Raw genomic sequence first — 19,550 nt, 5'->3', positions numbered from 1 at the left:
CGGCGTTGTTACCGCAATCGACGATCACATCCCCACCCGCAGCAACATCACGCTCGAACCACACATCCCACAACTCCGCAGCAATCGTGACCTTCTCGAACGCACACACGTTCTCCCGCGCCACCACCGACGACAACGCCTCGAACAACGGCAAATCCGTCGTCAAATCCCCTGGAATGAAACCCCCATCGAACATGCATCGATCATACTCGAACACACGTTCTACCGCAAGAGGAAATACGCAGCTAGAGGCAGCATTCTGGCTTCACTGTGATTCGTCGAAGTTGATGTCGACAAACGATGCATAGCCGCCCGTGGACTCGACAATTTCCCAACGCGGCGGTTCACCATCAGGACGAACGTCGGTAGCGCGGAACGCGAACCCGTCCTGAGTCACTGCCTCCCAGTCGAAGTCGACCGTCTCGCCGACGCGGAGTTGGCGGGTACCGCTCGTTCTCACCGCTAGGCTCTGCCCCGGCGCCGCCTTCGGCATAGCGCCGGCCCACAAGTGGCTGAAGTGCACCCAGCACCCGCCCGGCGTTTCCGCGGAATCGATTACACCCCAGCCCTCTTCGCCATACCAACTCCGCACAACGCCAACAGTCATGCCTCGATACTTGCACGCTGGCCATCGGCATTTCGAGCGAATTTCGACCGCTACTGCAGTTCGAGACGCAGACCACGGAACTTGAAGGTGTCGACCAGCCAATCGAATGCTGTCGACCCCTCACCGGCGCGCGCACGGTCGAGATCGGCACCAACCCGCTGCCGGTTCGTCGGATGGCAATGGGCGAGACGGTCGGTCAACTGCCGAACCGTCTCGGCGTAGCCGAGCGCATCTCGCGCGTTATCGCTGTTGCGCAGAACGAAACAGAACTGACCGTTCGAGATTCCGGCCGAAGTAACCACCTTCGCCACGCACCGATTCGCCGACAAGCACGAAAACGTCGTCGAGGCTCGATATTCGAGCGCCATCGATCACGTACTTCATTGTCACTCCCGCGCACCTACAACCGAATATGCCGCAACCCAACCGTCAAGCGCCGCAACTGGTATCGAGCCGCAGGCAACCTCGGCTCGGTCAATTCGAGCCCTGCACGCTCCGCGATTTCTTCGACAACGTCGTCTATCTCGCGGTCATCGGTGTCGACATGCACGGCGAACTTGTCTGTCGCGAGCGCCGTTACGCACCTGTCGATCTGCTCCATCGCCCAATTTTCGCCTCGTCCGACCACCTTCGCCATCAAGAAGCTGGCTCTACTTCGCAGCCGCAACCGCAACGTCTCCGGTGAGGCGATCAGCGCAAAGTGTCGAACATCGACGCCCGCGGCGCGGAGCCCACCCACAATCTCGTCGAAGTACGCACCGTTCACCAACGTCATCGGCACAATCACCGGACCGTCGTGTGCCTCCACCGCATCGATCAGCGTCCTCGTCACAGCCGACCGCCACTGCGGCCTGTCCTGGTAATCGAGGCGCGCAGCCGGCGGCAGCATCTTGTGCAGCGCATGCCCGATCAGCTCAGGATCCGCGACGTGCGATCCCGGCACACGACGGTGCAGCTCGAACGTCGTTTGCGTCTTTCCCGCCCCGAACGCGCCGTTGATCCACACCAGCATGTGCAGCCCACCCCTCAGATCGTGTACGCCATCAACACGTTATCCGAATCCGCGAACGTCCGTGTTTCCTTCAGGTGCAAGGCAGTTGGAGCACCGAAGAGCGGCGTCCCACCGGCTAGTGCTTGCGCGCCCACGATCAGATGCACCTCGTCGACCAGCCCGCTCTCCAGCAGTCCCGTCCACATCGTCCGACTACCGAAGACCACGATCTCGCCCTCCAACGACGCGACCTCGTCTCGCCCGATCACCCGCGTCCGCGCAGCCCAGGGCGCGTCGTCGACGACGGTGAGCGAGTCGGACACCACCACAACGTCGACGTCGTCGTAGGCCTTGCTGAAAGCACGGTGCACGTCGGTCGCATCCGGGTGTTCCGCCATCGCCGGCCAGAATCCGTTGAACAACCGATACGAGTTGGCGCCGAGCAGCACGGTGCCCGCCGCGCGAATCCGCTCCAGGTTGTACGCGTCGAACGCGCCGTCCATAGGCAGGTCCATCACGCCGTTGGTGGGACCCTCGTAGAAGCCGTCCAAAGAAACGATGTTGCTGACGACGATGTTGCGCATTTGCCTATGTCCTCTCGGTCGAGTGTGTGGTTTCTACTCGTTTAGAGACGGGCCATCCACGAAAATCATCGGTCGGCGGGAAAATATTCTGGAAGTCCGAACTGCGCGGTGACAGCCGGATCGACAAACGCGGCAATCCAGCTGATCTTGCCGTCCTCGACGGTCAGCACGTTGATGGCACCGAGCTTGAAGTCCGGGCCCTGATAGCAGGCGTACGCGGGCTGCCCGTTCGCCACCACCGGCACCAGTTTCCACTGCGTGGCGAACACCTTGCGTTCGACGAAACCGAGTACGGCGTCGCGACCGTCGTACCAGGCGAGCAGCGGTGGCATCGTGAACTTGACACCCTCGCTGAGCATCTCGACCAACGCGTCCACGTCCGCGCGTTCCCAGGCATCGACGAACGAGTCGAGCAGCACGCGCTCGTCGTCGGACACGACCGGCTCGGCCGTGACCCGGGTGGACACCGTCGCGCGAGCTCGCTGCAGCGCACTGTTGACCGAGGCAGTCGAGGTGTCGAGCATCCCCGCGACCTCCGCAGCCGAGAACGCCAGCACCTCACTCAGCAGCAGCACCGCCCGTTGATTCGGTGGAAGATGTTGCAGAGAAGCAACATAGGCGAGGCCGATGGTCTCCCGTCGCGGCGCAGCCTCGCCGGGATCCGACGGCCACGGGTCGAGCCAGATCGAGTCCATGATCGGCTCGCCAAGGTCGTCCTCCGGTTCCCGCGACGGACCGTGCTCCCAAGACAGCAGGCGCGGCGGCTGACGTTCGGCATGCCGTAGGCAGCATCGAGTGGCAATCGTGTACAGCCACGTCCGCACCTTGCTGCGACCCTCGAACGCGTCGATACCCTTCCACGCCGCGATCCACGTTTCCTGCAAGGCTTCCTCGGCATCGTGAAGCGAGCCGAGCATGCGATAGCAGTGCTGATGCAAACCGCGCTTATGCTCGTCGACAAGGCCGGCGAACTCGATCTCGTTCACTTCCAAGCCTTTTCGAGATCGGCGTGAGTTCGCACCCAGGCATGCATAGCGATGCCTGCGGCAACACCGGCGTTGATGCTGCGCGTCGACCCGAACTGCGCGATCGACACCGTCATCGCGGCAGCGGCTTTCGCGTCGTCGGTGACGCCGGGCCCCTCTTGCCCGAACAGCAATAGGCAATTGCGCGGCAGCTCAGCGGTTTCCAACGGCACCGAGCCGGGCGTGTTGTCGACTGCGACGACGACCAGCCCTGCGGCACGGGCAAACTCGATCAGATCCGACGTCTCGGGATGATGCACGATGTGTTGGTAGCGGTCGGTCACCATGGCGCCCCGGCGATTCCAGCGCCGACGCCCCACGATGTGTACCACCGCAGCGGCAAACGCATTCGCGGTCCGCACCACCGTGCCGATGTTGGCGTCGTTGCCGAAGTTCTCGATCGCGATATGCAGTGGGTGCCTGCGCTGGTCGATGTCGGCGACTATCGCCTCGCGCGTCCAGTACCGGTACGCGTCGACGACGTTGCGGCGGTCGCCTTCCGCCAGTAAGTCGGGGTCGTATCGCGGATCCGTCGGCACCGGCTCGCCGTGTTCCTCGACCCACGGCCCCACGCCGTTGGGATTCTCGCCCCATTCGCTTGGCCCGGGATGCTCCGCTTCGGTCATGCGGTCAGGGTATTCGGTGGGGCTGGCACTACCACCGATTCGCCAGTTCACACCATCGATCGCGCGCCCGTAGCCGAGCAAAGTCGTACCCATGAGCCAAACTGAATCCGTGCCGATGACCATCCTGCGAGCCCCGTTCGAGGCCCGCACATGGCGAGAGCTGGCATATCTGCTGGTCGGCCTGGTGCTCGGCACCCTCGGCATCGCCTACCTGTGGCTCGGCTTCGGCGCAGGCCTGTTCTTCGCGATCACCCTGGTCGGCATCCCTGTCCTTGCGGGCACCATCCTCGGCGGCCGCGTGTGGGGTCACATCTATCGCTGGCTCTGCGAGTATCTCCTGCAGTCGCCAGTCGAGGTCCCTGCACCGTTTCGGCCGAAACCCGGATTCTTCAACTTCATCAAGGCCGGACTGACGGACCGAGTCGGCTGGCGCGGCATTCTCTACCTGGTCGCGAAATCCGTGATCGGCGTTGTGCTCGCCTACTTCGTGCTGCTGTTCGTCGTCATCTCCGCGTTCGTCGCCATCTCGCCGATTCCGTGGTGGCTGGCCAACCCGCAGAACATCGATTCCAACGGCGTCGCGCATCACTCCCTCGTGCAGTTCGGCGACATGTACATCGAGACCTGGCCTGCCACGCTCGCGTTTGCCGCCCTCGGTGTGGTCTGTGTCTTCCTGGCGCCGTGGCCCGTTCGCGCACTGGTCGCGCTGGACAAGGCATTGGTGCACGCACTGCTCGGGCAGACCGACTACGACAAGCGGGTAAGGCAACTGCAAGACACACGCACCACCGCGGTCGAAGATTCAGCGGCCACGCTGCGTCGGGTGGAACGCGATCTGCACGACGGCACTCAAGCCCGATTGGTCACCATGGCAATGGCTCTCGGTCGCGCGGAGGAGAAGATCGCGTCGGGCGACGACGCGTCCAGCTTGATCTCCGACGCACATGCCAACGCCAAGGATGCGTTGCGAGAACTCCGCGAGTTGGTTCGCGGAATCCACCCGCCCGCACTCGATCTGGGACTGCCGCATGCGCTCGAAACCTTGGCGTCGCGCAGTGCGGTGCCGGTCGATTTGAACGTCGCGCTGCCTGTTCGCCCGACACACGGCATCGAGGCGATAGCGTATTTCTCCGTGGCCGAACTGCTCACCAATGTCGCCAAGCACGCCAACGCATCCGCAGCGTGGCTGAACGTCGCCACCATCGACGACGACCTCGTCATCACCCTGCGCGACAACGGAACCGGCGGCGCCGATCCGATTGCGGGCACCGGTCTGACCGGCCTCGCGGCTCGCGCCAGCACGGTCGACGGCTCGTTGAACGTCGTGAGCCCTGGCGGCGGCCCGACAGTCGTGACGATCGCACTCCCGATGTCAGGCTCACGATGACTGCGCTCCGAATCATCATCGCCGAGGACAGCGTCATCCTGCGAGATGGCCTGGCGCAGTTGCTGATCGACCGCGGTAACGAGGTGGTGGCGATGGTGGGCGACGCCGTCGACCTCGGACCGGCGATCGACGAGCATCGTCCGGACGTGGCGGTCGTCGATGTGCGGATGCCGCCGAGCTTCACCGACGAGGGCCTGGTCGCCGCGATCGAGCTTCGCCGCAAGTATCCCGACATGGGCGTCCTGGTGTTCTCGCAATGGGTGGAAACCCGTTATGCGGCCGAACTTCTCGCGGGAAATGCTGCCGGTGTCGGCTATCTGCTCAAAGATCGCGTTGCCGATGTCAGCGAGTTCGTCGACGCCCTGACGCGTGTCGCATCGGGTGGCACCGCGCTCGATCCGGAGGTGGTGAGCCAACTGATGGGGTCCTCACGGCAACGCGAATCGCTGGAGCGGCTGACTCCTCGTGAACGCGAAGTACTCAATCTGATGGCGCAGGGGCTGTCCAACTCGGCCATCGCCGACGCCTTGACGGTCACCGATCGCGCCGTCGAGAAGCATGTCGGCAACATCTTCACCAAGCTCGACCTGCCGCCGTCCGATGCCCACCATCGCCGCGTGCTGGCGGTGCTGAAGTCCCTGGCCTAGCCTTGAAGTCTGATGAACCATCCGCGGATCTTTCGTGCCGTCCTCGGCGTTTGCGCTGGGTACGCGATCATTTTCGCGATCTGGGCCGGGTGGCTGGTGCAGCACACCCCGCCCGGCACCCTGCAGTATCAAATCGCCGGACTGCTCGGCCTCCTCGGATTCGGGCTCGGCGTCGCGATGATGCTCGCCAACCGGCCCACCAAAGCCGATCGACGGTTGTTGACACACGGCCTCGAAGGCTGGGCTCGCATCGAGGATGCGCATCCGGTCCAGCAGACCGATCACCACTCCGAACTCACCGAGCTGCAATTGCAGCTCACCGTGCCCGGCTCCGAGTCCTACAGCGGCAGAATCGTTTTCGACGTCACGCCGATCGATCGCGATCGGCTTGCTGTGGGTGCAGTCGTACCCGTTCGCGTCGACCCGCACGACCGTGGGCGCATCATGCTGTGCCCGGACGCCGGACGACTCTGAACCCGATATGCCCGCTCGACGTGTCAACGGTGACACCGGACCGAGCCGACGTGCGGTAGCGCCTGCAATAGCTGTCGTGACACAGATACGATCCGCCCCTGATCACCCCACGCTCGTCTCGTCGCAGCGGATCGAACACGCCCGTGGTCCATTCCCACACGTTGCCGGTGCAGTTGTACAAGCCGAATCCGTTGGCCGCGTGGCTGCGTGCAGGCTGGGTGTAGACGGCATCGCTGTCGTTGCCGGGGAACTCGCCCTGCCACACGTTCATCTGTTCACGCCCGTCGCGGTAGCGCTCGCTGCCCCACGGAAACGGTTGCTGCACCAGTCCGCCCCTCGCCGCAAACTCCCATTCCGCTTCGGTGGGCAATACGGTGTCGGTCCACGCGCAGTACGCCGCCGCGTCGCGGCGCGAGACGTGCGTCACCGGGTGGTCGGGAACAGCGCTCGACGCGGGCCCTGACGGACGTCGCCAATCGGCGCCGGTCACCACTCGCCACCAGGGCGTTGCCGCCAGGACGGGCGAGTCGTCGGCGTCGGGCAATGCGCCGACGAACACCAGCGAATCGCCGAATTGCTCTGCATCCGTGACATATCGGGTGACACCGACGAACTCCGCAAACTCCGCGACGGTCACCGTGGTCGCCCCGATCTCGAACGGCTCGACGTCGACCTGCCGCACCGGACCCTCCCGATCCTCCGGATACGCCTCCGGGTCGGCAGAGCCCATCAGGAAGCGTCCGCCCGCGATCGGAAGGGTCGTGGCGCTCCCGCCACATCGCACCTCGCGCTGCTCGGGCGATTCACCCTCTGCCCGCGCGGGCGTGCAACAGTGCTTCGCCATACCCTCATTGATACCCCACTACCGTTCGCAACGAAGGGACTGCCGTGCCCGCAGAGAACGTCCTTCTGATTCATTGGCACGATCTGGGCCGCCACCTGGGCGCGTACGGTCACTCCGCCGTCGCGAGTCCACGACTCGATGCCTTGGCCGCCGAAGGGATTCTGTTCACCCAGGCACATGCGACCGCTCCGTTGTGCTCGCCGTCGCGCGGATCCCTCTTCACCGGTCGATACCCGCACAGCAACGGACTGGTCGGACTCGCCCACCACGGCTGGGAATACCGCCCCGGCGTACGCACCCTGCCGAACCTGCTCTCCGAGTCTGGCTGGCACACAGCTCTTTTCGGCATGCAACACGAGACGTCGTTCCCGACGCGACTCGGCTTCGACAAATTCGACGTGTCCAACTCGTTTTGCGAGTACGTCGTCGAGAAGTCCGAGGAGTGGTTGCGCGGCGACCACCCCGAACCCTTCTTCCTCACCGCGGGATTCTTCGAAACCCACCGGCCGTACCCCGCCGATCGGTACACGCCGGCCGACACTGCGACCATCGACGTGCCGTCGTACCTGCCCGATACGCCGGCGGTACGTGGCGATCTGGCCGACTTCTACGGCTCCATCACGGTCGCCGACGCCGCCGTCGGCCAGTTGCTCGACACGCTCGCCGACACCGGACTCGATCGCAGCACCTGGGTTGTCTTCCTCACCGACCACGGACCTGCCTTCCCGCGTGCGAAATCGACGCTCTACGCACCGGGTACCGGCATCGCGCTGATCGTACGGCCACCCGCCGATCGCGGCCTGGCACCGCGGGTGTATGACGATCTGTTCAGCGGCGTCGACCTGGTCCCGACCTTGTCGGAGTTGCTCGGAATCGAGATCGGCGACGACATCGAAGGCGTCTCGCATGCCGCGCAATTGCTCACGATCACCGAGGAAACCGCACGTCAGCAGGTATTCACGTCGAAGACCTACCACGATTCGTACGACCCGATTCGCGCTGTTCGGACCAAGGACTACAGCTACATCGAGAACTACGCGCCGCGCCCCATGCTTGACCTGCCGTGGGACATCGCCGACAGTCCGTCCGGTCAGGCTGTCGCATCCGACGTCACCGCCGCACGGCCCGAACGCGAACTCTACGATTTGCGCGCCGACCCCGGCGAGATGGTGAATCTGCTGGAACGAGACGGCTACGAGCAGATCGCCGAGGAACTTGCACTGCGGCTCTACACCTGGCGCGACAGCACCGGCGACGTGTTGCCGTCGGAGTTCGTAGGCAACCGCATCTCCGACCGCTACACGCACGACTACGCGAAGATTCACAATCTGGCCGTCCGAAGTCGCGCCGCGTATGCTGCCGAACGCGGTATAGACGACTGATGCACACCCACGGCTGAGAGGCAACATTTAACCTCACCGAGAATGAATACCGCTGGTACGCATACTCTTTGAATCACCTCTAGTATTCCCGGCATGGCCGAGCACCCACGGGGATATCTGGTACTCGCATCGCAGCGCAGTGGCAGCACACTACTGGTGGAATCGTTGCGCGCAACGGGTGCAGCGGGCGAGCCGCAGGAGTTCTTTCAGTACCTGCCGTCGACAAGTCTTGCGCCGCAGCCGCGGGAGTGGTTTGCCGATGTGACCGACGAGTCGATTCTGCGATTGCTCGCACCGCTGCGCCCGGGCACGGTCGACACCGAAACCAGTACCGAGTGGCGCGATCGGATTCTGCGGGCGGGTCGCACACCCAACGGTGTGTGGGGCGGCAAGCTGATGTGGAATCAGACGCCGCTGCTGGTGAATCGCGCGGCGGGCCTGCCCGATCGATCGGGCACCGACCTCCACTCGGCAATCCGAGATGTGCTGGGCGACAACATCGTTTTCATTCACGTCTTCCGACCCGACGTGGTGTCACAAGCCGTGTCGTTCTGGCGCGCAGTGCAAACCCAGGTGTGGCGGGGTCGCGCAGAACCCGACGCGGACGCCAAGGCCGAGTACCACGCGGGCGGCATCGCCCACCTGGTTCGGATTCTGCGCGATCAGGAGCAGGGTTGGGCGAAGTGGTTCGCCGACAACGGAATAGACCCGATCGAGGTCAGCTACCCGGTCCTCGCCAAGCAACCGACCGAGACCATCGCCAGGGTGCTCGACGCCATCGGGCTCGATCGCGAATTGGCTCCGCCGCCCGCGTTGGAACGCCAGGCCGATCAGCGCTCCGACGGTTGGGTCGATCGCTACCGAGCCGAAGCCGCTACGGAAGGACTGCCCCTGTGACCGCATCACTCGATACCCGACGCGTCGACGAACTACGGATTCTCGAGGCCGAGTCGGTCCACATCATTCGTGAGGTGGTCGCCGAACTGGAACGACCGGTGCTGCTGTTCTCGGCAGGCAAAGACTCGATCGTGCTGCTTCGGCTGGCGGAGAAAGCTTTTCGGCCCGCGTCGGTGCCGTTCCCGGTGTTGCATGTCGACACCGGACACAACTTTCCCGAGGTCATCGAGTTCCGTGACCGCCGCCTCGCCCAGGGCGATCACAAGCTCATCGTCGGCTCGGTACAGGAGGCCATCGACTCCGGTCGCGTGCAGGAGGTCGGCGGACCGAGCGGTTCCCGCAACCGCCAACAGACGCGCACCTTGCTGGACGCGCTGGAGGCAGGCGGATTCGACGCGGCCTTCGGCGGCGCTCGTCGCGATGAGGAACGCGCCCGCGCCAAGGAGCGGGTGCTCAGCTTCCGTGACGAATTCGGCCAATGGGATCCGCGGGCGCAGCGACCGGAACCGTGGTCGATCTACAACGGCCGTATTCGACGCGGTGAGCAGGTGCGGGTCTTCCCGCTGAGCAACTGGACCGAGCTGGACATCTGGCGCTACATCGAGTTGGAGCAGCTCGAGCTGCCGCCCATCTACTTCGCACACGAGCGCGAGGTGTTCGAGCGCGACGGCATCCTGCTGGCCACCTCCGAACACGTGCAGCCCGGCCCCAACGAGACCGCCAATGTCGAGTGGGTCCGCTATCGCACGGTCGGCGACCTGACCATCACCGGCGCGGTGCGCTCGCGTGCCACCGAGATCGCCGATGTGATCGACGAAATTTCCGCCGCAACAGTTTCCGAGCGTGGCGAAACCCGCGCAGACGACCGGACGTCGGCCGCAGCAATGGAAGACCGCAAACGGGAGGGCTACTTCTGATGACCACCACCCGACAGCTGCTGAGACTGGCCACCGCAGGTTCCGTCGACGACGGCAAGAGCACCCTGATCGGCCGGTTGCTCTACGACACCGACAGCCTGCCGCTCGACCACCTGGAATCGGTGACCGACGAGGCCGGCGAGCCCGACCTTGCTGCACTGTCCGACGGGCTGCGTGCCGAACGTGAGCAGGGCATCACCATCGACGTCGCGTATCGGTTCTTCTCGACGCAGTCGCGCAGCTACATCCTGGCCGACACGCCTGGCCACGAGGCCTACACCCGCAACATGTTCACGGGTGCCTCCAACGCACATGTGGGAATCCTACTGGTGGACGCTCGATCCGGCGTGCTGCGCCAGACTCGACGGCACGCCCGAATCGCCACTCTGCTCGGCGTCAAACACCTTGTGGCAGCGGTGAACAAGATCGATCTGGTCGATTTCGACGAGGTGCGGTTCAAGCAGGTCGAGGCCGATCTGCAGGCTCTCGCGCATCGCCTCGGCGGTGTGGAGTTGCTGGTCATACCGATCGCCGCCAAGCACGGCGACAACGTGGTGAACCGTTCCGACAACACGCCCTGGTACTCGGGTCCGACGCTGTTGGACTATCTGGAATCGGTGGAACTGGTTGCGCCGCATGCGCAACCGAGCGAGCTCCGGTTGCCGGTGCAGTGGGTGTCCCGTCCCGTGGCAGTGCCCTCTGGTCGCTCCGCAGGCTCCGCTCCTGCCGAGCGACGCCGCTACACCGGTCGCCTGTCGGCAGGCACCCTCGCCGTCGGCGATGTGGTGACCGTTCTACCGGCCGGCGCGCAGAGCACCGTCACCGCTCTCGACACCCTGGACGACGATCGCACCACTGCCGTTGCACCGCTGTCGGTTTCGGTGGAGCTGGCGGACGACATCGACATCGGCCGCGGCGACGTCTTGGTCAGCGGCAGCGACGATGCGCACCTCCCCGTCCTGGCCCGCGAGCTGGACGCCACCATCTGCTGGTTCGGCGAGACGCCGCTGCGCGCGGGCGATCGGCTGGCACTCAAGCACACCAGCCGAACCGTCCGCGCCACCGTGCAGGCACTCCATACCCTGCTGGACCCGGAGACCCTGGACGAGCACGACAATCCGGTTGCGCTGGCGCTCAACGACATCGGCACCATCACGCTGCGCACCAGCTCGGTCGTGATCGCCGACGAATACGCGAACAATCGCGACGGCGGCGCATTCATCCTGATCGACGAGAACTCCAACGACACCATCGGTGCGGGCACCATCTTGGAGCCCCGCGAGGTGAAGCCGGGCGCGCAGCAGCGCACCGATGTGCGCTGGCATCCGTCGTCGCTGGACCGTGCGCATCGGTGGTCGGCGACCGGACATCGTGGCGCCACCATCTGGTTCACCGGTCTACCGGCATCCGGAAAGTCAACGGTGGCAGTCGCATTGGAGCGGGCTCTGGTCGAGGACGGTCGCGTCGCCTACCTGCTCGACGGCGACAACGTGCGGCACGGACTCTCCGACGACCTCGGCTTCAGCCCAGGTGACCGTGCCGAAAACATTCGCCGGGTCGGTCACCTGACCCGACTGTTCGCCGATGCCGGCGTCGTCGCCCTGGCGTCGTTGGTATCGCCGTTGGAGTCCGATCGGGCCATCGCCCGGGCGCTCAACGACGCCGCGAAGCTGCCGTTCATCGAGGTGCATGTCAGCACTCCGCTCGCGGAATGCGAGCGCCGAGACCCCAAGGGGCTATATGCGAAAGCCCGAGCAGGCGAGCTGAAGGGGCTCACCGGCGTGGACGCGCCGTACGAGGCGCCGTCGAATCCGGACCTGGTCATCGACACCACCGGCGCAAACATCGACGACCTCGTCGCCCAAGTCCTGGATCTCCTTGCGGCAAGGGAGAGAGTCAGCACGGCCGCGCATCGACGCGAACTCCAGGCCTAAGCCGAGCCGACGGCATCGAGGGCCGCGGCAATCGGCTCCAGCTCGGCGATCAGCTCATCCAGCTCGCTCGGCTCCAAGCAGTCGTAGGGTGCCACCGCCAGCTCATCGGTCAGCGACTCGATGCGTTGCTTGGTCGCTCGGCCTGCGTCGGTGAACCGGCCGTCGTCGTCGAGAATGGCGCGGGCACGCAGGCCGTTCATGACTTCGGCCAACCGGGCCGCGGGCAGGTGATGGATCCTGCCGAAGGTCTCCGCGGGGTAGATGCCGCTGTCGAGTGCACTCAGCACGTGCGACTCCGTCCCCCCGATCCGCTCGGTGACCAAAGCAGCGATATGACCGTCGCCGCGGTGCTCGCGAAGCATGTTGGCCGCATGCCAGAGCCGAGCAACGGGCTCGGTCGGCACCTCGAGCGCGCGGAGCCCCGCGTACATGACCCGCCCCTCGATCGGGGCGCTGACCGCAGCCTTGGCCATGAGCTCGGCGGCGCGCGCAAAGCCACGGGTTTCGACCAGATCGCCGAGGATCCTTCGCAGCGCTGCAACGCAACCCGCCATGCGAGCGGCATGCGCCGCGTCAGGGGTAGCCGTCTCCCACACGCTCGGAATGTGGCGCGCCGCTTCGCCGTCGCCGAAGTTGTAGAAGGCTGCGTGCACCACCTCCGCGGGGACCCGACCCAGCGGCGCGGACCTACTCGCGAAGTAACCGTCCCAATAATTCGGGAACCCGATGGCGCTCAGGGCCTCGTTCGGCTCGTCGGAGAAGAAGTTGACCAGGCAGATCGGCTCGGTCAGCTGGAAAAGGCGGCGGGCGACAGACTTCGGTTGCGGCATCTCGGGTCAGCTCCTGTTGTTGTGGCTGTACCTCGTGAACAGCCTCTCATCAGTACTACGAACGAGTCGGCCGCGATACGACAGGTAGCTCTACTACCGCAGCGCCTGCAACCCGTCGACCAAGAGCGCCTGTGCCGCAGCGTAAGTCGCGAGGATCACGCCCTCGGCAATGCGACGGCCGGTCTCGTTGCGGACGAAGATGCGCCGAACCAGGATCAATCCGTCGGAGACGGTGAAGAGCTGCGCGCCGGCGAAGAGCTGTTTGTCGAGTGCTGGATCTGACGCCAATGTCGTCGCAGCGCCGAGGGTTACGCCGTACGCGGTGAGCGGTGCCGCAACCGTCGGCGCCTTGGTTCGCAGCAGCACTGCGGCTCCCGCCCAGCCGAGCAGCCTGGGCAACCACGCGGGTGCCGTCGGCCGTGCACCGTGGCGCAGCAGTAGGGTCGTGTAGCCGGCCTGCATCACCGCGAACGACGAGGCACCCTGCACGAGCCTGCGGTCGTCGTCGGGATCGATGAGCAGCACATCACCCACGGCAGCAGCCGTCAGCCCGCCGACCAGCAAGGCCGTCTCGAGGTTGTCCGGACCGCGCTTGCGCCATGCCCGCACGGCCAGCGACGGTGCGATCAACGGCTTCGCCACTTGCTGCATCCGCTCGTTGCCGATGACTGCGCCCGCCACGGTGGTCGCCGACGCTGCAAGGAATACGAGCCGGTCGGCGTCCATGGGAATCTCGTTTCAGTCGCGAATCAGGTACCGCTCGACGTCGGTCAACGCCTGATCGATTTCATCATCCGGCAGATTGCCGCGCACCAGCGACACCATCTCGTCCACCAGTACACCGACCGGACCGCCGCCGACCTGGGCCATACCGGTCAATGTTCTGCGCCCCGACCAGTCGTCGATGTCGACCCTGATCGGCATACCGGCACCCGCCGAGGCCTGTGACTCGCCGGCGGTGTCCACTGCCTCCGTCGCGCTCCACAGTGCATCGAGATCGGCGGTGGGCAGCACGTTTTCTTCGCGCCGCGGATCGGTGCCGGACATCGTGCACGCGATGCGCGCCACCGCCTGCAGCGCCTCGACCACGATCAGCACGTTGCGATGAAACGTCGGCATGAACAGGACGCGGACCAACCGAACGTCCTTGGAGTTCGGCAGCAGATCCAGCGGCGATTCGTGCAGTGCCGCCAACGCCACGTCGGCTTGCTTGTTCAGGGGAAAAGCGAACTTCGAAGTCATCCGGGTCCTCGAACGGTCGGCAGCTGACGGCATGCGGGTTCAGTGTCTCCCGCAACGCTCGTCCTCGCATGTCGTAGAAGGTCTCGGTTTACATACATAGTTAGCTTATGTAATAATACTTGTCATGACGACGACTGGAACCGACCAACGCGATCTCATCGTGGAGCTGGTCACCAATTCGTCTCGCTTCACGCGCCTTGCGTCGTCGCTCGCCAACGACGATCGGCCGCGGGCACTTGTTCGCGCGCTGTCGCTGCTCGAGGAGTACGGCGAGCTGCGGACCAGCGAGTTCGCCCGACTCGATCGCTGCAGTCAACCGTCGGCGACGGCGTTGATGAAGAAGTTGCACGCCCTCGACCTGGTCGAGCGCACGCCCGACGCGCACGATTCGCGCGCATCGCTCATCGCGATCAGCGACAAGGGCAGAACGTGGCTCGCCGAATCACGTGCCGCCATCGGCGATGCCCTCGCGCCGCGATTCGCTCAGCTCGAACCCGAGCAGATCGCCCGGATCACCGAGGGCCTGCAAGAACTGCGCGACATTCTCAAATCCACATCGGATAGCTAGCTGGAAAGAAGGATCAGTGAGTACCACCACCGCACCAGCGGAATCCGCCGATCAGGCGAGTCTGCTGAAACAGCCGAAGGCCGTATGGGCAGTCGCGTTCGCGAGCGTCATCGCGTTCATGGGCATCGGTTTGGTCGACCCCATTCTGAAGCCGATCGGCGAACAGCTGCACGCGTCGCCGTCGCAGGTGTCACTGCTGTTCACCAGCTACATGCTGGTCACGGGCGTGGCGATGCTGATCACCGGCGTCGTCTCCAGCCGGTTCGGCGCCAAGAAGACACTGCTCGGCGGCCTGGCGATCATCGTGGTGTTCTCGGCCCTCGCGGGCATGTCCGGCAGCGTCGGTGAGATCGTCGGGTTCCGCGCAGGCTGGGGCTTGGGCAACGCGCTCTTCATCGCTACCGCGCTGGCGACGATCGTCGGTGCCGCAAGCGGTGGCGTCGCCCGCGCGATCATCCTGTACGAGGCTGCGCTGGGTATCGGCATCGCGACCGGCCCGCTGGTCGGCGGCGTGTTGGGCAGCATCAGCTGGCGTGGACCGTTCTTCGGTGTCGCGGTCCTGATGGCGTTCGCCTTCGTGCTGATCGTCGTGATGCTCCCGGAAAGCCCCAAGCCGACCCATCACACATCGCTTGCCGCGCCGTTCAAGGCACTGCGCCACCGCGGGCTGCTGACCGTCGGCATCACTGCACTGCTCTACAACTACGGCTTCTTCACCCTGCTCGCCTACACGCCGTTCCCGCTGAACATGAGCGCGTACTCGATCGGCTTCATCTTCTTCGGCTGGGGCCTGATGCTGGCGATCGCATCGGTGTTCCTTGCGCCGCGACTCCAACGCGCCTTCGGCACACTGCCGATGATGGCGGCTGCGCTCGTGCTGTTCGCGATCGATCTCGGGGTGATGGCTGCGTTCACCGAGAACAAAGTGGTGCTGATCGTGGGTGTGGTGCTGGCAGGTCTGTTCCTCGGCGTGAACAACACCCTGATCACCGAGACCGTGATGATCAGCTCACCGGTCGAGCGGTCTACGGCATCGGCCGCCTACAGCTTCGTGCGGTTCGTCGGCGGTGCCGCCGCCCCGTACCTGGCGGGCAAGCTCGGCGAGCACAGCATCCACATCCCGTTCTGGGTCGGCGCGGCGTGCACGTTGGCAGCGGTGTTCGTCCTACTCAGTGGCCGAAAGGTGCTGGCGCACATCGACGATCACGATCCTGCCCCGCACAGCATCGACGAAGCCGAAGCGATAACAGTCGGGGACTAAAAGCTGGCTTCCTTCGGCGCGGGCGGCAGAGTTACTACCTGGCCCGCATAGCTGAGGCCGGCGCCGAAGGCGAGCAGCAGCGCCGTCTGGCCGCCCTTGGCCTTGCCGGTCACCAGCATCTCTTCGATCGCCAGCGGGATCGAGGCAGCGGACGTGTTCCCGGTGTTCTCGATGTCGTTGGCGACCGGAACATGTTCGCCGAGGCCGAGATTGGCCTTCATCAGGTCGTTGATGCGGGCATTCGCCTGGTGCGGAACGAAGACCTCGATATCTTCCTTCGCGACACCTGACTGCTCGATCGCACTCGACAGCGCCTTCGGCAACGTGATTGCGGCCCAACGGAATACGCGTGGGCCTTCCATCCGAACCACCATGCGTCCGACCGGATCCGTCTCGGCATCCTTGCCCTGGAACTCCTCGGCACGGTCCATGTATTCAGGGATGTCGTAGTTCTGCGAGATGGCGCCCGCGTTCTCGCCGTCGCTGCCCCACACGGTCGGCGAGATGCCGTTCTCCTCGCTAGGACCGACCACAACTGCACCCGCACCGTCGGCGAAGATGAACGCGGTGCCGCGGTCCTTCGGATCCATCACCACCGACATCGTCTCGGTTCCGATCACCAGCACGTACTCCGCGGAGCCCGCCCGGATCATGTCCGTCGCGACGCCGAGGCCATAACCGAAGCCGCCGCAACCCGATTCCACATCGAATGCGGGCAGGCCGTTGATCCCGAGTTCGAATGCCACCTGCGGCGCCCCGTGCGGAATCTTCGTCTTCCAGCTACCGGTCGTCAGGATCACGGCGCCGATCTGCGACTTGTCGATACCGCTGTTGCGCAGCGCCCGCTCTGCTGCCGCCACCGCCATCGACTTCGCGGTCTCGTCGCCGCTGATCCACCGACGGTTACGGATTCCGCTGCGCTCGTAGATCCACTCGGGCGTCGAGTCGAGGGTCTGGCATACCTCTTCGTTGCTGACGATTCGCTTCGGCCGGTATGCGCCGATGCCGAGCATCGCGACGTTCGCATGTCCCTTGTTGACCGCAATGCTGACCACAGGTTTCGTATCCTTCGCTCGCCGACTGGTTCGTTACAGGCTAACTAATGGTTAATTCGCCAATCCCAGGTCGTCGAGTCCAAGCAGCGACCGGTACTCCAGCCCCTCCGCGGCGATCACCGCATCCGCCCCGGTCGCCCGGTCCACGACCGTGGCGACGCCCACCACGATCGCACCGACATCGCGCAGCGCCTTCACCGCCGTCAGCGGCGAATTGCCCGTCGTCGTCGTGTCTTCCACGACCAGCACCCGCTTACCGACGACGTCGGGGCCTTCGATCTGCCGCTGCATACCGTGCGCCTTGGCGGCCTTACGGACGACGAACGCATCGATCGGCCTGCCCGGCGCATGCATCACCGCCATCGCAACCGGATCGGCACCCATCGTGAGCCCGCCGACCGCGTCGAAATCCCAGTCGGCGACCAGTTCGCGCAACAGCGAGCCGATCAGCGGAGCGGCCTTGTGATGCAGCGTTGCGCGTCGTAGATCGACGTAGTAGTCGGCTTCCTTGCCCGACGACAACGTCACCTTCCCGTGCACGATCGCCAATTCCCTTACCAGCGCGGCAAGTTCGTCCCTAGCGGTCATTTACGACTCCTATGTCCGGCCGCGACCGCGGCCCACCAATGTGTTGATCTTGCGCACAGCCGACTTCGGAATCACGCGACTCGCGCTCGTGATCACCTTGTACTGAATGCCAGGGATGGAAATGACCTTGCCCTTCTCCAGATCGTCCAGCGAGGTCGTGACCACCTGATCCACGTTCAGCCACATCGCCGACGGTATCGAGCTCATCTCGATACCCGCGCGCTCGTGGAACTCGGTGCGGACGAAGCCGGGGCACAGTGCCTGCATCCGTACGCCGGTGCCCTCGACGCCGCCTGCCAGACCTTCGGTGAACGAGATGACGTACGCCTTCGACGCGGAATAGGTGGAGCCGCGGCCCGCGACCAGCCCAGCAACGCTCGCCACGTTGACGATCCGCCCGTTCGCCGCTGCCACCATCGACGGCAGCGCAGCGCGGGTCAGCTGCATCACGGCGGTGACGTTGACGTCGAGTTGGTTCTGCAGGACCGCGGGATCGACTGTCCAGAATTCGCCGGTGATGCCGAATCCTGCGTTGTTGACCAGGAATTCGACGCCCTGATCGAGCCTGCGGCACACAGCGGCGCGGCCCTCGTCGGTGCCGAGGTCGGCGACCACCACCTCGGCGCCAACACCGTACTGGTTCTCCAGATCGGCGGCGAGGGCGTCCAGTCGTTGCTGGTCGCGGGCGACCAAGACAAGGTCGTAGCCGCGGGCAGCGAGCTTGCGGGCAAATCCTTCGCCGAGACCCGACGTGGGACCGGTGACCAGTGCGACTGGGCGAACAGCGTTGGGCGACATGGGCAGAACCTTATCGGGGCACCGCTAATCGAGATCGGGCCGGATGCGCTCTGCTGCTTGCGTCGGTGGGCCGTCGAAATCTTGCGGCCGACTTGGGGCACGGCCTCGCTCGCCTGGCGGCGGAAAACCTTCGACCGGCCTGCGTTCACCGGTCGGTGGAGCAACGCGCGGCGGCGCTACCCGTGCCGGGCGTTCGCGCAGGTCGGTCTGCGGCGGGCGCGGTCGGCCGGGATCGTGGTTGCCGCCGCGATCGCTGCGACCCGCACGGGGTTCGCGCGGCGGCGGGAGGACATGCAACATTCCGGACAAGCGGGCAACGGAATCGATCGCGTCGTCCCAGTCGCGGCCCATCGCGGTGATCGGGAGCGAGCCGAGTGTCCAGTTGCCTTCGCTCCACAGCATCTGCAGCTTCGCGGGCAGGCCTTCGGTGAACGCGACCATTCGCTGATCGCACACTCGACGGGCGATCTCGAGGTTGGTGGCGAACACGATGCGCGGGCCGATGCCGCCGAGTAGTTCCATGTCGGCGTCGCGGGGCGGCGGTGTGGTCTTCAGCCGCAGATCGATGTCCACGTCGGAGCCGATTTCGCGACGGACGGCAACGATCGTCGCGGTGTCCTCGAGATCGAACAGAAAGAACTGCTCACCGCGCCGGATGCCGCTGACGATGTCCACCGCGGACAGATAATCCTGTTTGGCCAGCGCAGCGCGCCGCCACGTCGCGGGAAGATTCGGATCTTCCACCGTGTACGTGAAATTTTGAGCCTTTGCCCACATCTGCCGAACCCTGCCACCGCGTTGGTGCTGGATCCGGTCGATGTACAGCAGTACAGCCGCACCCACGAGTGCGATCACTGCCAGTCCAAACCACATTGCCGTCATCGATTGCTCAG

General features: G+C 64.9%; 23 protein-coding genes. 9 read left to right on the top strand and 14 right to left on the bottom strand.

What is annotated here, in order from left to right; genetic code table 11:
- Nucleotides 1-265 precede the first annotated feature (265 nt).
- The 6 genes from FOY51_RS23390 to FOY51_RS23365 all read right to left on the bottom strand — a co-directional run bounded on the left by FOY51_RS23390 (nucleotide 266) and on the right by FOY51_RS23365 (nucleotide 3,833).
- Nucleotides 266-607, bottom strand: a complete 342-nt coding sequence (locus FOY51_RS23390) for a cold-shock protein (RefSeq protein WP_149432683.1) — start codon at nucleotides 605-607, stop codon at nucleotides 266-268.
- A 50-nt stretch (nucleotides 608-657) separates the two neighbouring features.
- Nucleotides 658-918 carry a barstar family protein gene (locus FOY51_RS23385; RefSeq protein WP_235916676.1) on the bottom strand — a complete coding sequence of 87 codons (261 nt, stop codon included), beginning with the start codon at nucleotides 916-918 and terminating at the stop codon, nucleotides 658-660.
- A gap of 89 nt (nucleotides 919-1,007) precedes the next feature.
- Nucleotides 1,008-1,619: an AAA family ATPase gene (locus FOY51_RS23380; RefSeq protein ID WP_149432682.1), complete on the bottom strand. Its 612-nt coding sequence runs from the start codon at nucleotides 1,617-1,619 to the stop codon at nucleotides 1,008-1,010.
- A 14-nt stretch (nucleotides 1,620-1,633) separates the two neighbouring features.
- Nucleotides 1,634-2,182 carry a dihydrofolate reductase family protein gene (locus FOY51_RS23375; protein ID WP_149432681.1) on the bottom strand — a complete coding sequence of 183 codons (549 nt, stop codon included), beginning with the start codon at nucleotides 2,180-2,182 and terminating at the stop codon, nucleotides 1,634-1,636.
- 65 nt (nucleotides 2,183-2,247) lie between these two features.
- Nucleotides 2,248-3,168 (bottom strand): RNA polymerase subunit sigma-70, encoded by a 921-nt coding sequence (locus FOY51_RS23370; RefSeq protein WP_149432680.1) that lies wholly within the window; start codon nucleotides 3,166-3,168, stop codon nucleotides 2,248-2,250.
- The gene (locus FOY51_RS23365) at nucleotides 3,165-3,833 is read right to left on the bottom strand and encodes a TrmH family RNA methyltransferase (RefSeq protein ID WP_149432703.1); all 669 of its coding nucleotides are present in this window, start codon (nucleotides 3,831-3,833) and stop codon (nucleotides 3,165-3,167) included. The genes FOY51_RS23370 and FOY51_RS23365 overlap by 4 nt, the downstream gene beginning before the upstream one ends.
- 91 nt (nucleotides 3,834-3,924) lie before the next feature.
- Here FOY51_RS23365 and FOY51_RS23360 point away from each other — a divergent pair, with 91 nt between their 5' ends.
- The 3 genes from FOY51_RS23360 to FOY51_RS23350 are packed head-to-tail and all read left to right on the top strand — an operon-like array spanning nucleotide 3,925 to nucleotide 6,341.
- Nucleotides 3,925-5,220, top strand: a complete 1,296-nt coding sequence (locus FOY51_RS23360) for a sensor histidine kinase (protein ID WP_149432679.1) — start codon at nucleotides 3,925-3,927, stop codon at nucleotides 5,218-5,220.
- Nucleotides 5,217-5,867 carry a LuxR C-terminal-related transcriptional regulator gene (locus FOY51_RS23355; protein ID WP_149432678.1) on the top strand — a complete coding sequence of 217 codons (651 nt, stop codon included), beginning with the start codon at nucleotides 5,217-5,219 and terminating at the stop codon, nucleotides 5,865-5,867. Before FOY51_RS23360 ends, FOY51_RS23355 begins: the two co-directional genes overlap by 4 nt.
- Before the next feature lie 12 nt (nucleotides 5,868-5,879).
- Entirely contained in the window at nucleotides 5,880-6,341 is a 462-nt protein-coding gene (locus FOY51_RS23350; protein WP_149432677.1) for a hypothetical protein, read from the top strand.
- Here the strand turns inward: FOY51_RS23350 and FOY51_RS23345 are convergent.
- Nucleotides 6,310-7,185 carry a formylglycine-generating enzyme family protein gene (locus tag FOY51_RS23345; RefSeq protein ID WP_149432676.1) on the bottom strand — a complete coding sequence of 292 codons (876 nt, stop codon included), beginning with the start codon at nucleotides 7,183-7,185 and terminating at the stop codon, nucleotides 6,310-6,312. The two genes, FOY51_RS23350 and FOY51_RS23345, sit on opposite strands and share 32 nt — an antisense overlap.
- A 44-nt stretch (nucleotides 7,186-7,229) precedes the next feature.
- Here FOY51_RS23345 and FOY51_RS23340 point away from each other — a divergent pair, with 44 nt between their 5' ends.
- The 4 genes from FOY51_RS23340 (at nucleotide 7,230) to cysC (ending at nucleotide 12,315) form a co-directional block, all read left to right on the top strand.
- Entirely contained in the window at nucleotides 7,230-8,567 is a 1,338-nt protein-coding gene (locus tag FOY51_RS23340) for a sulfatase family protein (protein ID WP_149432675.1), read from the top strand.
- 93 nt (nucleotides 8,568-8,660) lie between these two features.
- Nucleotides 8,661-9,464, top strand: coding sequence for a trehalose 2-sulfotransferase (gene stf0 / locus FOY51_RS23335; RefSeq protein WP_149432674.1), 804 nt, complete (start codon nucleotides 8,661-8,663; stop codon nucleotides 9,462-9,464).
- Complete coding sequence (cysD, locus tag FOY51_RS23330) at nucleotides 9,461-10,381, top strand: sulfate adenylyltransferase subunit CysD (RefSeq protein ID WP_149432673.1); 921 nt, start codon at nucleotides 9,461-9,463, stop codon at nucleotides 10,379-10,381. The genes stf0 and cysD overlap by 4 nt, the downstream gene beginning before the upstream one ends.
- On the top strand, nucleotides 10,381-12,315 hold the full coding sequence (cysC, locus tag FOY51_RS23325) for an adenylyl-sulfate kinase (RefSeq protein WP_149432672.1): 1,935 nt from the start codon (nucleotides 10,381-10,383) through the stop codon (nucleotides 12,313-12,315). The genes cysD and cysC overlap by 1 nt, the downstream gene beginning before the upstream one ends.
- Here the strand turns inward: cysC and FOY51_RS23320 are convergent.
- The 3 genes from FOY51_RS23320 to FOY51_RS23310 form a co-directional block, all read right to left on the bottom strand.
- Nucleotides 12,312-13,145 (bottom strand): SCO6745 family protein, encoded by an 834-nt coding sequence (locus tag FOY51_RS23320; protein ID WP_149432671.1) that lies wholly within the window; start codon nucleotides 13,143-13,145, stop codon nucleotides 12,312-12,314. The genes cysC and FOY51_RS23320 overlap by 4 nt on opposite strands.
- Before the next feature lie 93 nt (nucleotides 13,146-13,238).
- A complete protein-coding gene (locus tag FOY51_RS23315; protein WP_149432670.1) occupies nucleotides 13,239-13,871 on the bottom strand; it encodes a lysoplasmalogenase in 633 nt (210 codons plus the stop codon).
- Between the two features lie 12 nt (nucleotides 13,872-13,883).
- Nucleotides 13,884-14,387 (bottom strand): hypothetical protein, encoded by a 504-nt coding sequence (locus tag FOY51_RS23310; RefSeq protein WP_149432669.1) that lies wholly within the window; start codon nucleotides 14,385-14,387, stop codon nucleotides 13,884-13,886.
- A gap of 124 nt (nucleotides 14,388-14,511) precedes the next feature.
- Between FOY51_RS23310 and FOY51_RS23305 the strand changes: the two genes are divergently transcribed.
- Both FOY51_RS23305 and FOY51_RS23300 read left to right on the top strand, forming a co-directional pair.
- Nucleotides 14,512-14,955 carry a MarR family winged helix-turn-helix transcriptional regulator gene (locus FOY51_RS23305; protein WP_149432668.1) on the top strand — a complete coding sequence of 148 codons (444 nt, stop codon included), beginning with the start codon at nucleotides 14,512-14,514 and terminating at the stop codon, nucleotides 14,953-14,955.
- Between the two features lie 16 nt (nucleotides 14,956-14,971).
- Nucleotides 14,972-16,216, top strand: coding sequence for an MFS transporter (locus FOY51_RS23300; protein ID WP_235916675.1), 1,245 nt, complete (start codon nucleotides 14,972-14,974; stop codon nucleotides 16,214-16,216).
- Here the strand turns inward: FOY51_RS23300 and FOY51_RS23295 are convergent.
- From FOY51_RS23295 to FOY51_RS23280, 4 genes are read right to left on the bottom strand one after another with little or no spacing between them, the layout of a single operon-like run.
- A complete protein-coding gene (locus tag FOY51_RS23295; RefSeq protein WP_149432666.1) occupies nucleotides 16,213-17,271 on the bottom strand; it encodes a beta-ketoacyl-ACP synthase 3 in 1,059 nt (352 codons plus the stop codon). The genes FOY51_RS23300 and FOY51_RS23295 overlap by 4 nt on opposite strands.
- A gap of 51 nt (nucleotides 17,272-17,322) precedes the next feature.
- Nucleotides 17,323-17,859: an orotate phosphoribosyltransferase gene (gene pyrE / locus FOY51_RS23290; RefSeq protein ID WP_149432665.1), complete on the bottom strand. Its 537-nt coding sequence runs from the start codon at nucleotides 17,857-17,859 to the stop codon at nucleotides 17,323-17,325.
- Nucleotides 17,860-17,868: 9 nt separating this feature from the next.
- Complete coding sequence (locus FOY51_RS23285; protein ID WP_149432664.1) at nucleotides 17,869-18,657, bottom strand: SDR family NAD(P)-dependent oxidoreductase; 789 nt, start codon at nucleotides 18,655-18,657, stop codon at nucleotides 17,869-17,871.
- Between the two features lie 24 nt (nucleotides 18,658-18,681).
- Nucleotides 18,682-19,530, bottom strand: a complete 849-nt coding sequence (locus FOY51_RS23280; protein ID WP_149432702.1) for a TtfA family protein — start codon at nucleotides 19,528-19,530, stop codon at nucleotides 18,682-18,684.
- Nucleotides 19,531-19,550 lie beyond the last annotated feature (20 nt).

This window comes from Antrihabitans cavernicola, assembly GCF_008297975.1.
Taxonomy (GTDB): domain Bacteria; phylum Actinomycetota; class Actinomycetes; order Mycobacteriales; family Mycobacteriaceae; genus Antrihabitans; species Antrihabitans cavernicola.
Note: the sequence above shows the minus strand (reverse complement) of the source record. Positions and strands in the feature narration are given on the sequence as shown.